The organism is Aquimarina sp. ERC-38 (genome assembly GCF_026222555.1).
GTDB lineage: Bacteria > Bacteroidota > Bacteroidia > Flavobacteriales > Flavobacteriaceae > Aquimarina.
Map to the genome: position 1 here is coordinate 3,055,730 of NZ_CP098511.1, position 14,413 is coordinate 3,070,142.

Annotated in this window: 17 protein-coding genes; 7 read left to right on the forward strand and 10 right to left on the reverse strand. The window is 33.3% G+C overall.

All coding sequences use genetic code 11. The features are described 5' to 3' along the window. Window positions 1–279 precede the first annotated feature (279 nt). The 5 genes from NBT05_RS12730 to NBT05_RS12750 form a co-directional block, all read right to left on the reverse strand. Window positions 280–798 (reverse strand): hypothetical protein, encoded by a 519-nt coding sequence (locus tag NBT05_RS12730; protein ID WP_265770233.1) that lies wholly within the window; start codon window positions 796–798, stop codon window positions 280–282. A 33-nt stretch (window positions 799–831) separates the two neighbouring features. Next, window positions 832–1,428 (reverse strand): collagen-like protein, encoded by a 597-nt coding sequence (locus NBT05_RS12735; protein ID WP_265770234.1) that lies wholly within the window; start codon window positions 1,426–1,428, stop codon window positions 832–834. Window positions 1,429–1,500: 72 nt separating this feature from the next. Continuing rightward, window positions 1,501–1,896 (reverse strand): peptide-methionine (R)-S-oxide reductase MsrB, encoded by a 396-nt coding sequence (gene msrB, locus NBT05_RS12740; RefSeq protein WP_265770235.1) that lies wholly within the window; start codon window positions 1,894–1,896, stop codon window positions 1,501–1,503. Between the two features lie 5 nt (window positions 1,897–1,901). Further along, window positions 1,902–2,393, reverse strand: a complete 492-nt coding sequence (msrB, locus tag NBT05_RS12745) for a peptide-methionine (R)-S-oxide reductase MsrB (RefSeq protein WP_265770236.1) — start codon at window positions 2,391–2,393, stop codon at window positions 1,902–1,904. A gap of 31 nt (window positions 2,394–2,424) precedes the next feature. Further along, complete coding sequence (locus NBT05_RS12750) at window positions 2,425–3,318, reverse strand: alpha/beta hydrolase (protein ID WP_265770238.1); 894 nt, start codon at window positions 3,316–3,318, stop codon at window positions 2,425–2,427. Window positions 3,319–3,538: 220 nt separating this feature from the next. Here NBT05_RS12750 and NBT05_RS12755 point away from each other — a divergent pair, with 220 nt between their 5' ends. The 3 genes from NBT05_RS12755 (at window position 3,539) to NBT05_RS12765 (ending at window position 6,811) form a co-directional block, all read left to right on the forward strand. After that, entirely contained in the window at window positions 3,539–5,056 is a 1,518-nt protein-coding gene (locus NBT05_RS12755) for a DEAD/DEAH box helicase (RefSeq protein WP_265770239.1), read from the forward strand. Between the two features lie 202 nt (window positions 5,057–5,258). Beyond that, on the forward strand, window positions 5,259–6,479 hold the full coding sequence (locus tag NBT05_RS12760; RefSeq protein ID WP_265770240.1) for a class I SAM-dependent rRNA methyltransferase: 1,221 nt from the start codon (window positions 5,259–5,261) through the stop codon (window positions 6,477–6,479). 113 nt (window positions 6,480–6,592) lie between these two features. Then, a complete protein-coding gene (locus NBT05_RS12765; RefSeq protein WP_265770241.1) occupies window positions 6,593–6,811 on the forward strand; it encodes a hypothetical protein in 219 nt (72 codons plus the stop codon). A gap of 312 nt (window positions 6,812–7,123) precedes the next feature. Here NBT05_RS12765 and NBT05_RS12770 read toward each other — a convergent pair whose 3' ends face one another. The 3 genes from NBT05_RS12770 to NBT05_RS12780 all read right to left on the reverse strand — a co-directional run bounded on the left by NBT05_RS12770 (window position 7,124) and on the right by NBT05_RS12780 (window position 9,787). Continuing rightward, entirely contained in the window at window positions 7,124–7,957 is an 834-nt protein-coding gene (locus NBT05_RS12770) for an OmpA/MotB family protein (protein ID WP_265770242.1), read from the reverse strand. Between the two features lie 215 nt (window positions 7,958–8,172). Next, window positions 8,173–9,417: a response regulator gene (locus NBT05_RS12775; RefSeq protein ID WP_265770243.1), complete on the reverse strand. Its 1,245-nt coding sequence runs from the start codon at window positions 9,415–9,417 to the stop codon at window positions 8,173–8,175. Between the two features lie 106 nt (window positions 9,418–9,523). Next, window positions 9,524–9,787 (reverse strand): hypothetical protein, encoded by a 264-nt coding sequence (locus NBT05_RS12780; protein WP_265770244.1) that lies wholly within the window; start codon window positions 9,785–9,787, stop codon window positions 9,524–9,526. Between the two features lie 161 nt (window positions 9,788–9,948). Between NBT05_RS12780 and NBT05_RS12785 the strand changes: the two genes are divergently transcribed. Then, window positions 9,949–10,647: a hypothetical protein gene (locus NBT05_RS12785; protein WP_265770245.1), complete on the forward strand. Its 699-nt coding sequence runs from the start codon at window positions 9,949–9,951 to the stop codon at window positions 10,645–10,647. Window positions 10,648–10,651: 4 nt separating this feature from the next. Here NBT05_RS12785 and NBT05_RS12790 read toward each other — a convergent pair whose 3' ends face one another. Then, window positions 10,652–11,077, reverse strand: coding sequence for a DUF2147 domain-containing protein (locus tag NBT05_RS12790; RefSeq protein ID WP_265770246.1), 426 nt, complete (start codon window positions 11,075–11,077; stop codon window positions 10,652–10,654). Window positions 11,078–11,419: 342 nt separating this feature from the next. On the opposite strand from NBT05_RS12790, the gene NBT05_RS12795 reads away from it, so the two are divergent. Continuing rightward, complete coding sequence (locus tag NBT05_RS12795; protein ID WP_265770247.1) at window positions 11,420–11,641, forward strand: hypothetical protein; 222 nt, start codon at window positions 11,420–11,422, stop codon at window positions 11,639–11,641. Between the two features lie 6 nt (window positions 11,642–11,647). Continuing rightward, a complete protein-coding gene (locus NBT05_RS12800; protein ID WP_265770248.1) occupies window positions 11,648–12,013 on the forward strand; it encodes a DUF2237 family protein in 366 nt (121 codons plus the stop codon). Window positions 12,014–12,020: 7 nt separating this feature from the next. Here the strand turns inward: NBT05_RS12800 and NBT05_RS12805 are convergent, their stop codons facing one another. Next, the gene (locus tag NBT05_RS12805) at window positions 12,021–13,301 is read right to left on the reverse strand and encodes an NAD(P)/FAD-dependent oxidoreductase (RefSeq protein ID WP_265770249.1); all 1,281 of its coding nucleotides are present in this window, start codon (window positions 13,299–13,301) and stop codon (window positions 12,021–12,023) included. Between the two features lie 128 nt (window positions 13,302–13,429). Between NBT05_RS12805 and NBT05_RS12810 the strand changes: the two genes are divergently transcribed. Further along, the gene (locus tag NBT05_RS12810; protein ID WP_265770250.1) at window positions 13,430–13,843 is read left to right on the forward strand and encodes a 6-pyruvoyl trahydropterin synthase family protein; all 414 of its coding nucleotides are present in this window, start codon (window positions 13,430–13,432) and stop codon (window positions 13,841–13,843) included. Window positions 13,844–14,413: the final 570 nt, after the last annotated feature.

Sequence of the window (14,413 nt, forward strand, 5' to 3'; positions counted from 1 at the left end):
CTTCCGTAAGCAATCTTTAAATTAATAAGGAAAAATTCTTTATTTCGGTAACCCTGGGTTGAGTACGTACTAAGGTTAAATTAGAAGGTTTACTATTTACTTTTATAGAAGATAAAAATAGTAAAGGCAAACGTAAGTATTATCAAAGTAGATTTGCAATAAGCAGAGGAAAAATAACAATTACATTGGATCATAAAATTATTCAAAGGCTTTAGAAAAGTAAAAAGCACCCTAATAGAGTGCTTTGTAAATTATCTAAAGTTGTGTAATACAACTTGTCTATTCAAAACCATTTATATTCAGATGTAACTTATTGTAAACATCCTTAATATCACTAAAATCAATATCTAAGTCCTGACTAATTATATTTGCTGGTACTGTTACTATTTGAAATACTTGGTTTCGAGTAAATTCAGCACTTAAGGCTGAAGGATCGAGACTTTCAATTAAAATATCTACATCCCTAAAAGTATAATTAAATCTATATTGAAGAGAATTATCAATAATTCCATCATTATTTTCATCAAAATTAAACATTGCGGTAGGCAAAGGCTCCCAAACTTCATCTCCATTAACTACATTTTCAAGGCGATACACTAAAACCACATCACCTGCTATTAATTCAAAATCAGTTGGTAACGGGAATCCAATTGCAAAATTATTAGATTCATTAAATTCTACATTTTCAATTAAGAAATTATTACCAATAGTGTCTGTATCCTCAAAGTCATCATCGCTGGAACAAGAAGTAATAAAGAAGCTTAAACCTAATAGTAGTATTCCAAATTTTTTCATCATTTTATTTTTAAGTTAAGTAAAAGTATTTTGTTTTTAGTAAAGTGCTTTTTTAATAATATCTTTCTCTGCAATGCTATACAACTTCATAAGTTCCTCTAAAGAAGTGGTTTTAGTATTCTTAGTACTTCCAAAAACAGCAGGAACTACAGCAATTCTAAAAACCTGATCATTTGTAAACTCTTCACCTAAAGCTATGGGATCATCACTTTCAATAAGTATATCTACATCATCAAAGGTAAAATTATATCGATATTGTAAAAAACCATCGTCAATGCCGTCATTATTATCATCAAAGTAGATAGTGGCGGTTGGTAGGGGCTCCCAAACAGCTTTTCCATCAATAACATCCTCTAGCCTATACACAAAAACAATATCTGTCTCAGGCACAGCTTGTGGAAATGCAAAATTAATTCCAAAGTTATTTGCTTCGTCAAAATTTACCGATTCGATTTCGTATATCTGAGTCAAGGTATCTCCGTCTCTTCCATCTTGTCCGTCCTGACCATCTCTTCCATTTTGACCGTCTCTTCCATCAAAACCATCTCTTCCGGGTAAACCCTCCGGTCCTTCACAAGACCAGTTTCCTATGACGAGCAAGGAAATAAACAATAATTGCATTAATTTTCTCATAATTCAAAATTTTATAGTGAGTCAACAAGTGTTAAACAATTACTGTTCCATAATTATTTTTACTCCTAATAACTATTCGTTTTTAAAATCAATACTCACTGAATTTACACAGTAGCGTTGTCCGGTTTCCGTAGGTCCATCGTCAAAAACATGACCAATATGACTTCCGCAGTTCGCACATAAAATTTCAGTTCTGATCATTCCCAGAGTGGTATCCCTGATATATTCGATGGAACCTTCTACGGATTTATCAAAGCTAGGCCACCCGCAACCGGAATCAAACTTTGAAGTACTGTCAAACAATACGGAATCACAAGCTTTACATTTATAAGCACCGTCTTCTTTATGTAAATTATATTTACCGGTAAAGGGTCGCTCCGTTCCTTTTTGCCTTAACACCCGATATTCTTCTTCAGAAAGTTTCTCTTTCCATTCTTTTTCGCTCAGCTTATACTTATAGCTACTCATACTAATTATTCTGTTTCTGGTTTAAAATGAAGGGCATCCCCATTAATACAATGTCTCTTTCCAGTTGTTTCTCTAGGTCCATCGCTAAAAACATGTCCTAAATGACCCCCACAGGTGGCACAAAGCAGTTCTGTACGGGCATAGCCTAGTTTATGGTCTACATCTGTGATCACTGCGTCTTCTACGGGCCGGTCAAAACTAGGCCATCCGGTACCGCTATCAAATTTATATTTGGTTTTATACAAAGGGGACTGGCATCCGGCACAAACAAAGGTTCCGGCTTCTTTAATATTATTAAGGGGGCTACTAAACGGCACTTCGGTTCCGGCCTGACGTAGAATATAAAATTCCCTATTGGTCAAAACCTCTTTCCACTCTTCGGTTGTTTTTTCTACTTTAAACGTACGTGCTTCTTTATTTTTCTCACTACCCTTTTGGGCAATACCATTACAACTGATAAATAAGAGGAGCAAGGTACCTGCTAGTATATGTTTCATATATAAAATTTTAAAAATCGAAATGCAATAATCAGACCGTATTAACTTTTACAGTCTCTTCTTCTTTTATAAAATTAAGGATTGCATCAATAACGGAAGGATTTCCTAGGATTTTACGATGTCCCAGTCTCTCAGTAAGGATTAATTGACTATTTGTAAGGGCGGCATGAATAGAAGTAGCTGCTTCGTAAGACACATCAACGTCATCCTTGTCATGAATGACTAAGGTAGGGATCGATACCTTTGTAGCGGATACGGCACCAGAATAGTTGTTTAAATCTTCACCGAATTTCCGGTCAAAATATTTTTTCATTCGTACTCCGGTACTGTATTGCAATTGCATGTTTTTAGCAAAATCATTAGTAATCTCCGTAATACTATCCGCCGTTCCGATAATGACCAATTTCCGTAAAGTAAGGTCTTCTCCTCCAGCTTTTAGAAGCGACATTCCGCCAAGCGAATGACCGATCGCGATATCAAACGGACCGTATTGTTTTTGTAATTGATGAATACTTTCAATAAAAAAAGGCATCATACTTATTTTCCCCGGAGCCTCTCCATGTGCCGGAGCATCAAAACTAACTACGCCATACCCTTCTTTGACTAATACATCTGCAATTTTAGCTAGTTGGGTGCCGGTACCTGACCAGCCATGTACCAATAGTGCTTTTTTACCCCTTTGTAGATTACCGTATTGATATACTTTAATCTGCTGATTTATTTTTGGTACCGCTATAAGTTCTTTTTTACTTTTGCTGTACATTTTTTCCTCCCGTTTTGGCCTTTTATATTTAAAAGGGGTAAGAAATAAACGAGCAGCAAAGCGTGTAGCCAGAAATGGGGAAATACGTTCTAACAGTTTTCCTAGTTTTACCAATCTTTTGGGAATCAAAAGGCTTTGTACCGGGATTTTACTGTTTTTCATAAGTTTTACTACATCTTAATTAAGTAAAATTAAAAATTACAAAATAGGGCAATACTACATTTATGATATATTAACAGTTTTTCCGGAAATTGTGAATTAATGTCGTTGTCACAAGACAAAAACCTAACGAAAGCTTCAGTTTTTATATTTTAACGATAATTTCCATGTAAAACCTTTTTAAAGTCCGTAAGTTTGTAGCTTGCTTTTTAACCGAAGATGCATGGCAACACTACCAACCCAAATTGACAATTACAAAGAAGAAAAGGTACTCTACGACTACCAGGAACGGGATATCGAAAAGATATTCAGTCGGCTGGAAGAGTTTAAGGAAGACTATAATTTATTGTATCAACTACCTACCGGAGGGGGAAAAACAGTTATTTTCTCTGAAATTGTACGACGTTATATCAAACAATCCAATAAGAAGGTGGTTGTATTGACGCATCGTATTGAATTGTGTGGGCAGACCTCGCGAATGCTTACCGAATTTAATGTTAAAAATAAGATTATTAGCAGTAGTGTAAAAACACTAGAAGATCAAGGGGAATACATGTGTTTTGTAGCCATGGTAGAAACCTTGAATAATCGCCTGAATGAAGATCAGCTGGAATTAAATGATATCGGGATGGTAATTATTGATGAGGCGCATTACAATTCCTTCCGTAAGTTATTTAAGTTTTTTAAAAACTGTTTTATCCTGGGCGTTACTGCGACTCCACTTAGTTCCAATATGAAAATGCCGATGAAGGATAATTACCAGGAACTTATTGTGGGTGATACTATCCTGGCACTGATTAAAAAAGGATTTTTAGCCAAACCGGTTACCTATACCTATGATGTAGGATTAGGTTCGTTAAAAATAGGGATGAATGGGGACTATACGGTAAAATCTTCTGAAGATTTGTATACCAATGCACTGATGCAGACTAAGCTGTTAGCTGCTTATGAAGAACGGGCTAAAGGGAAAAAAACCTTAATATTTAATAACGGTATCAATACGTCCATCCAGGTTTATGATACGTTTAAAAGAGCTGGTTATCCGGTCAGGCATTTGGATAATACCAATAGTAAGCAAGAACGGGCTAGTATTCTGGAATGGTTTCATAAAACCAAAGATGCCGTTTTATCTTCGGTAAGTATATTGACCACCGGATTTGACGAACCCTCTGTAGAAACCGTTATTTTAAATCGGGCAACCAAGTCGTTAACCCTTTATTTTCAAATGATTGGTAGGGGATCACGTATTTTTAAAGGGAAAGAAGAATTCTCTATTATCGATATGGGTAATAATACGGCCAGGTTCGGGTTATGGAGTGGAGAAATTGATTGGCAATCTATCTTTAGGTCTCCCGATTTTTATTATGATAACCTGGTAAGTGATGATGAAATCGAACGTAATTTTAAGTACGTAATGCCCGATGAGATTAGAAAAGAATTTGCAAACTCAACAGATATTAGTTTTGATATCGAATCTGCTTATTCGGATACTAAAAAATACAATTTGCGTAGTAAAAGCGTACTTGAAAAATCTATTGAACAGCATGCACGCATGTGTGTTGAAAATAGCGAAGATGTATTTGACGCCCGGATATTAAGTAAATTATTAGATAAAGATATTGAATACCGGGTACGGCGTTATTCGTATTGTATTAGTAAGAGTACTAAAAATTACAGGGATTGGTTAGAAGAAGACTATAACCGTAAATTGCGTTCTAAAATCAACGAATTATTCCGTTAAAAAGCTTTTGGTCATTTTTACGGTGACATCTTGCATAATAATTGGTCTTGAATCTTAATTCTGGAAGCGATAGCGACCTGCCCGTCTTAAGCGGGTCTAGAATCTTTACTCAGGCCTAATGTTATTATATAATTGTTCCAAATTGACCCAATGCCGTATTCGGTACCTATTCTATAATTTAATTTATTAATACCAGAAAGGTATGATTCTATTACCGGAAATTGAAACTAATACAATCGCGGTAAAGATTACCAATAAAGCTGAAAAAAAGGTTCGACAGCGACATCCCTGGATTTTTGACGGAAGTATTACCAAACAGAATAGGGAAGGAGTATCGGGAGATTTGGCTATCCTTTATAGTCAAAAGTCTAAAAAATTACTCGCTGTTGGTCTTTGGGATCAGGAAAGTCCGATACGAATTAAATTGATCGAATTTTTAAAACCGGTTCGCCTTACTAAAGAATGGTTCCGAAATACGGTAGCTAAAGCTTTTAAAAAAAGAGAAGAATTATTACAAACAGATACCAATGCGTATCGACTGCTATTTGGTGAAAATGATCAAATGCCGGGTTTTATTGCGGATGTATATAATAGAGTTATTGTTATCAAATTATATTCGGCTTGCTGGTTTCCTTATCTAAAAGATATTCTTGAAGTTTTACAGGAAATCCCAAACGTTCAAACCGGGGTGCTCCGACTTAGCCGTAAATTACAATCTTACTCTCAGAAAAACTACGGTTTAATAGATGGCACTATTCTATTTGGAATCCTTGACAATCCTACTATCATTTTTAAAGAACATGGCATTCAATTTTCAGCAAATGTTATTGACGGACATAAAACCGGATATTTTCTGGATCATCGGGAAAACCGAAGGAAGGTGGGTATACTATCTCAGAATAAATCGGTACTGGACGTTTTCTCGTATGCAGGAGGTTTCTCCGTACATGCTTTAGCCGGGGGAGCTGCCTCGGTTATCAGTATAGATATTAGTAAACAGGCCTTACTACTTGCTGAACAAAATGCAAGTCTAAATCAACACCAGGGTACACATACCACTATCGCTAAAGATGCTTTTGTAGCCTTAGCATCCCTAAAAAAAGAACAACGACAATTTGATATCGTAGTCATTGACCCACCGGCATTTGCAAAAAAAGAAAGTGAGGTAATCAAAGCCATACAAATGTACCGCCGATTAACAAAATTAGGAGCTGCTTTAGTTAAGAAAAACGGGATTCTAGTAATGGCTTCTTGTTCTTCAAGAGTTACTAGAGAAGTCTTTTATACCGAAGTAGAGAATACTTTAATACATTCAGGTTATACCTTTACAATTCTAGAAAAAACAGCTCATGACACGGATCATCCCATCACTTTCCCTGAAGGGGCTTACCTTAAAACTGGCTATTATCGGATCGATTCTTAATTCAAGGCATTACAAAATGTGAATAACCTTTTAATAACCTGTAGGTATAGCATACCATAGCTGTATTCTAAAAGTATATTTTTAAGCTTATAAACCAAACGGGTAAAAATAGTTTGAGAACTACTGCTACTATAGAAGAGATGACGTCTGCTTATGTACTTTTTACAGATACGGAGACGTATGTCGTAGAGTATCTTCTAGGAGAATTGATACTCTCCAATAGTATTAGCGAAGCCCTGGTTTTTACGAATGAATTACAGGCTTTACGCTTTAAACAGTTATTGTTTCAGGAATGTCAACTGACTACAAGTGTAAATACATATATTGGGTAAAAACTTCTTTCTACAATACGTTAGCAGGAATGTTCTAAAATTGTTAATATCAGGTAAAGATTCTAGACCCGCCTGCAGACGGGCAGGTCGCTATCACTTCTAGAACCAAGAACCAGGACTAATTTATTATACTATTGAAAATTAATTACTTTAGAAAGTTAAAAAAGTAGTTTCTAAAATTTTAAAGTTTGGGACTCCTTATTTTAATTTTACTATACTTTATAAATTTTCATTTATTAACTGACCTACTAATGTTTTAAATAAAAAAGAACGGCTATCTGCCGTTCTTTTTACTAGATATTTTATAAGAAATTATTCATTAGCTCCAATCATGGCAAAGAACTTATCCAAGTCCGGTAACAAAACAATTCGGGTTCTACGATTAGCAGCCATATTTTCTTTATTATCATTAGGCACTAAAGGTTTATAACTACTTCTTCCGGAAGCAATTAATTTTGCAGGGTCCACATCATATTTATTTTGTAATAAACGAGCAATAGAAGTAGCTCTTTTTACGCTTAAATCCCAATTATCTCGTAAATCAGGTGTGTTGATGGTTTTAGAATCCGTATGACCTTCAATCATTACCTCCAGACTAGGCTCGGAATTAATTACGCTAGCTAATTTTTCTAATAACTCAGAAGCTTTATTACTTACTCTATAACTTCCGCTATTGAATAAAAGTTTATCAGAGATTGATAACATAACCACAGTTTCATCAATATCTACTGAGATATCTTCATCATCTTTAATGCTTGCATCTAGCGAATTCATGAGATTTTGAGAAACTGCAACATTCATAGAGTCTTTTAAAGTTTGCGCGCCCTCCAGTTTAGCCGGATCTACATTAGCTAAAGCAGCACTCATTCTGTCCTTCTGATTTTTAGAAATGACCAGATTGTCTACTTTTACTAATTTTTCATTATTAGAATCAGTCAGCGTATTGATTTTATTATTGTATTCTTCAACACGTGCTTCGATGGCAGCAAACTTGGTTTCTAATTCTTCTTTTTCTACGGTAGTCTTTTGTAGATTACTTCTTGTATTATTAAGATCAGTCTCTAAGGCTACATACTTTTTCTTAGAAACACAGGAGGTCATCAACAATGATCCTGATACTACTAATACGGTGATTACTTTTTTCATGGTTACTTAATTACATTTATACTACATCAAAACTACAATAACCTTATTTTTATTATAATTTTACCTACTAAACTTTTCAATACAAAAAGTTAAAATATGTTAATTAATTAAAAATACCATGCAATATTATTGGTGATTTTTTTTAAAATTCAATGTAAAAAATACCTGGAAAATCGACGAGGAGCCATAATAAACTAATAAAATTACGTAAAATATCAGCTTACCAGCATTGGTTCTCGCTGTAGTTGTTTATGTACTATTTCAATCAATAGATTTCGATCATAAGGTTTTAATATATAATCATTAAACCCTGCTCCGATGATCTGTCGGTTAAGTTGGGTCACATCAACAGCAGTAAGAGCTATAATGGGAGTATCTTTATCAAATTCTCTTATTCTCTTGGTAGTTCCGATTCCATTAAGTTTTGGCATATTGATATCCATAAGGACTAGATCATACTTATTTTCTTTAACTAGACTGATAGCATCAAAACCATTATCAATTGTAGTACAAACAAAACCTTCTGAAGCCATAATTTTTTCGGCAACTAATAAATTTAACCTATTATCATCTACGATTAAAACTTTTGAACTGCGATTGGTTAAGTCTGTTATTTGTCTGGGTTCTGCTTCTAAAGCTTCCATAGGGACTATAAAAGCATATTCAGAACCGGAGATTTCATCTTGGTTCACCATAATTTCGCCATTCAATGTATCTACTAGTTTATTGACAATAGTAGCATTCAGTCCGGTTCCCAGGTAGGCATATTTAGCCGTATCTAAATCCGAAAATTCTTCATAAAGCGTTTTTTCTGCTTCTTTGCTTAAATCATTTCCGTCATGACTGACTTTAAATACTAAGGTATACGTACTATTTTCTTGTTTGGCATTTTCAACATGAATATATACATTTCCATTTCGGGTAAAGCGTAAAGCATTATTGATGAGATTCATAAGTACCTGACTTATCATAGACTTATCAGTAATCAAATGTTCCGGTAGACTAGGGTCGATCTCGAGGTGAATAGTATTGTTTTTAGTAACACCAACATAATTAAAAGAATTAACAATTTCGTGAATAACTTCTTTGATAGGCGTTGATTTTTTATTGAGTTCAATCTTATTTGAATTCAAAAAGTTTACGTGTAAAACGTTGTTAATTAGATTAAACAGATAAGAACTTGTAAATTTGAGTGATTTTAAATGTTTTGAATGAGCCATAGCTTCTGACTGTTCAGATAGTAAATTAGTCAAACCCATAATACCGTATAAGGGTGTTCGCAATTCCTGACTTACCTGTGCTATAAATTCCTGGCTTAACTGGAACTCTTTGTTAGTAGACTTAATAGTTGTACTTAATTGGTTGTTTTTTAATTTTAGTTTTTTAAAAGCCATAAAAAGTATAGCCAACACCATAAAAAGTAAGAAAATAACTACATATAAATAAATTTCTAAGGCCATTTTAATATTTTTATCGAAGATAAGTTATGATTAACGATTTTCAAAATGATTTTTTGATTTTTACCGAAAATTCTCTCAATTATATATTTATTTCGTTTACCCAATTTTAAATCAGGAAGTAGTATTTATGGTTGAGCATAAATATCCTATTGAAATCATCATAATTTAAATTACGATGTCGTATGGGAATGGTTATTGTAAGGATAGATTTATAAGTTAAAGCTTTAGTTTGAAATAGCGTTGATAATTCTAATTCATATAAATTCATCCCATCCCCAGCCCTTCCCAAAGGGAAGGTAGCTAAAGGTCCTTTCCTTTGAAAAGGATTTAGGATAGGATAGATAGCTGTAAATAAAATAGTTGGGTTCAATTTTGATACACAAATGCTATTGTAAACTAAAGCCTAAGTAAAAAGATATAAATTTCTAAATTTTATGTGATAACTCTTAGTTTATTTATAATTGACTAAGGGGTTAGTTAAACTACTTTAATTTTATAAATTGTACTTATATAGTAATAGTTCATATACTCATGCATAATAAAAATATAATTCCCCACTCAATAAGTTGTTGGTTAGTACTTCTCTTATTTACTGGAATACAGTTATGTGCTCAGGTAGAAGGGAATCAATCAAGTAAAAATATCAATTCTTCTGGGTTAAGTAAAAGCGGATTGGATTATCAATTCGGAAAAATTGAAGATCCTAAAATCAATAATTTTACACTAGAAGAAGATAAAAAAAAGGAATCCAAATATTTAAAAGAACCAGTTCGTACCTATGATATGCATTTATCTGACGGATTATTAAAACCTGATTTTGACGGAACGCCTAAGCGATTTAAAAAGGATAAAAGCAAGGGTGCTATAAGAGGAAATCAAGACTTAGGTTCATTTGAGGTAGATTCAAAAATTGTACAGTTGGTATATAGAGATCATATGGCGGTTGACGGTGATGTCATACGTATTTTTATCAATGATGATGTAATTCGAGGTAAAGTAGTATTAGGAGGAAGTTATCAAGGGTTTGCTGTATATCTGGCAGATGGCCTGAATAAAATAGAAATCCAAGCATTAAACCAGGGCGATTCAGGACCTAATACGGCTCAATTCAAGTTGTATGATCAGGAAGGTACATTAATAACTTCTAATATTTGGAATTTATTGACCGGAGGTACTGCAACCTTATTAATTACTAAAACAGACGAAGAAAAGTTGATTTTAACTAAATAAAATTTTAATCACTTGGGTCAAACCGTTTGGCTTCAAAAGTTTTAAATAGGAACGCCTTATACGCTCGAATATAGCAAAGGTTTTTATTTTCTTCTTCAATCCATAGTTTGACATCATAAGTTTTTCCACTATCTGCATTATAAATAGTACCTCCTTCCAATTCTTTTTCTTTAAAGGATAAGTTTGAGATAATATCGCAACCTACTAATTTACGCCCCCTTAAGCCTTTATCCGGATTTTTGTTATCCAGTCCGTTCAGATTTGACAATGGTTTAGCAGCACGCTTAATAATCTTACCATAGTACAGGTTGCTTTTTTTATAAATTTCAATCACGGAGCCACCTTCTATCTGCCATTGTCCTAAATAGGTCTCAGGGGTAACCTGAGCGTAAGAAAAACCTATACATATTATGAATAAAAGGTAGTGCATAGGTCTAAGATACTATAATTTAACTTGACTGACAGGGGTACATGAATTACCGATCTCTAATTCCCTTGTTTTAGTTGTAATTAAATACAACAATTAGCGTCTGTTATATGAGAAATTTAATATTAAAAAATTTATATTATTGAAAAGACTGTGTTAATTAATGTTTAACTATTTCAATTAATAATTAAACATTTTGTAAATTTGATTAAATAAAAGGTTATAATTAGAATATTATTACTATTTATGCCGCCATTTGTATAAAAACTAACGTATTTACAGGCTGTTTATAGTAAAGTCTTCAAAACTGAAATTATAACGGATAGGTACCCTAAAAAAAGTGAAATGGATATTGTTGCGAGAGCTTTAGAATTTGAAACTAAAAAAACTTCTTTTCCCAGTACTAATGAACGTATTCAGGCCTCTCGTGAGGTGAAGGAATTGATTCTTGGTGTGAACGAAGTTTATAAAGAAAATAAAGATCCAGAATTAATGGACCTTATGAAACGATTGACGGTTATTAAAAAGAAGATCGAAAAACGTATTAAAGGTGTACCTAAAGTTTAGCATACCGTGTCCCTATTAAATGTTTTAGGTACTGAATTAAAACCTTGTTGTTTTAATCCGTTAACCGGATATTTTAGAGATGGATTTTGTAAAACCATTGAAGAAGATACTGGTACCCACATACTTTGTGCAGTGGTTGATAAAGAATTTTTAGCATTTACTAAATCAAAGGGGAACGATCTTTCTACACCTATACCGTATTACAATTTTCCTGGTTTACAACCTGGCGATAAATGGTGTCTATGTATTTCAAGGTGGTTACAAGCTCTTAAAGAAAACAAAGCACCACGTTTGTTTTTAGAAGCATGTCATAAGGACGCCTTGCAATATACTACCCTGGAAATTTTAAAGAAATATGCTTTTGTTGAGTAATATGTATTTAGGTAAATTCCGAAGTAAATTCTTCTACAACTAACCCATCTTCTAAAGATTTAATAATTCCTAATGCAGCTCTTTCTCCTGAAATCATTGCCGCGTTTAAAGAAGGATTTAATAAATAATCTCCAGCTAAAAAAATAGTATTATTTAATCGGGTTTCCGTAGGGTCTAATTCATATTGCTGCGAAGATAGTACGGGTAGTGCATTCTTGATAATAAAACGTTTTAAAAAACTTACTTGATCCAGGTTATAATAAGTATTTAATTCATCTATTACTTTTTGTATCAATTCTTCTTCAGATAAATCGTGTTTTTTTACGATAGTAACCGATACAACTTCTTTAGTGCCTTTAGATTTATTGGGTATACTGGTAGGATAAAAAATATTATTGACTAGCCCTTCTTTGTATCCCTTTAATCCAATGATAGGTTTTTGTATCCTTCTTTGATTCGTAGTAAAATATAAAGTATCGCAATAGTTCCAGGATATTTTTTGATTTTTTAAATTCGTAATCAACGTCCCGGGATCAGTAGCCACAATGGTAAAATGACTTTTCATCTCGGATTTATCCTTAAGAATAAGTAGACCTTCTTCAATTCGTTTAACTTTAGTTTGAAATAAAAATTGGGTATTTTTTAAATTACTTTTGAGTTGTATTGGAATAGCTTCGATGCCATCCTTCGGAATAGTGGCACTTCCTTCAGTAAACATTTTAAAAACAAACTCAAACATACGGCTGGAGGTAGCCAATTGATCCTCCAGGTAAATTCCGGCAAAAAAAGGAGTAAAAAATTGAGTAATAATTTGCTCTGAAAATGCAAGATTGCGTAGATATTGTAAAGTAGTGGTTTCTTTATGATTAAAAATATCTTCTACTCTTGTCTTTTTTAAATGAAGGGCAAGTTTTAAAATTTTAAATTTATCTGAAAACGTAGCAGACTTGGCCAATACGGTAGAAAAAAACAAAGAAGGTTCACGTAAAGGATCACCTATTTTTTCCGTATGATTTTCAGAAAATAGTAATGCCCCCGGTGTTAATTTTTGAAGGTTTAGTTTCTTATAATCTAAATATTTCTTCGCAGCCGGATATGCATCCAAAAGTACCTGAAAACCTACATCCAACACGTACCCATTAACTGTTTCCGAACGAACTCGACCACCTACCCGATCAGAAGCTTCGACAATCACCGGATGATATCCGTAATTTTCTAAGACCTGTGCTGCAATCAAGCCACTGATACCCGCACCTACAATATGTATTTTATAATCTGATTTATTCATTACACCTTACGATCATCGCTGTAAACGCTAATTAAATAAAAATCGAAGAGAGAACCCTTTTTTTGTTTAATGTTTAACACTTCTTAATAAACATTATTATTAGCTTTATCTAAACATTAAAACAAATTATGTATAAAACGGCTATTATTCGGAAAGAGCATTTCAATGCCGCGCATCGCCTCCATAATCCGGCATGGGATGCACAAAAGAATAAAAATGTTTTTGGAAAATGTAACAATCCCCATTATCACGGTCATAATTACGATCTGGAAGTAAAGATTATTGGAATACCTAATAAAGATACCGGGTACGTAATGGATGCCAAAGTATTATCAGATTTAATAAAAAATCAGGTTTTAGATCGTTTTGATCATAAAAACTTAAATATTGAAGTAGAAGAATTTAAAAACCTCAATCCAACGGCAGAAAATATCGCCCGTGTCATTTACGATTTGCTTCGACCTTATATCAGCGATGATTTTGAATTACGAATTAAACTTTTTGAAACTCAACGAAATATCGTAGAGTATCCTTATCTATAAGATGAATACCTTGCTAAGTTTGTTAGATCTAAGTCGTCTTATCGTTGATACCGGATTATTTGTATTAATTTGGATGGTACAATTGATTATTTACCCCGGTTTTTCTTTTTATGAAGTGTCTGATCTGGTAAAATGGCATCAACAGTACACACCTAGGATTACATATATTGTAGCCCCTTTGATGCTCCTTCAAGTTACTTTAGTATTCATACAATTATTTCAAATACGATCATTTTATACTATGGTAAGTACCATAGTTGTAATACTACTTTGGGGAATTACCTTCTTTTATTTTGTGCCCAATCATGGTAAAATTGCTAATAATCAGGCTACTCTACAAATGATACATCAAATGATTGCAATAAATTGGATACGAACTGTATTATGGACCTTTTTGTTTTTGTGTTCCCTAGTGCATTTTTATAGAACCTTCTACTGATTACCTTAGTGGAATATTTTGTTTCTGTTACTTCAATTCTTCCTTTTGTTCATTAATTTTCGTAATTACACTAAAACAATTAGTAATTGTTCATTTTTTGAAAACCTTATATAGAATCACCTTTTTTTTAG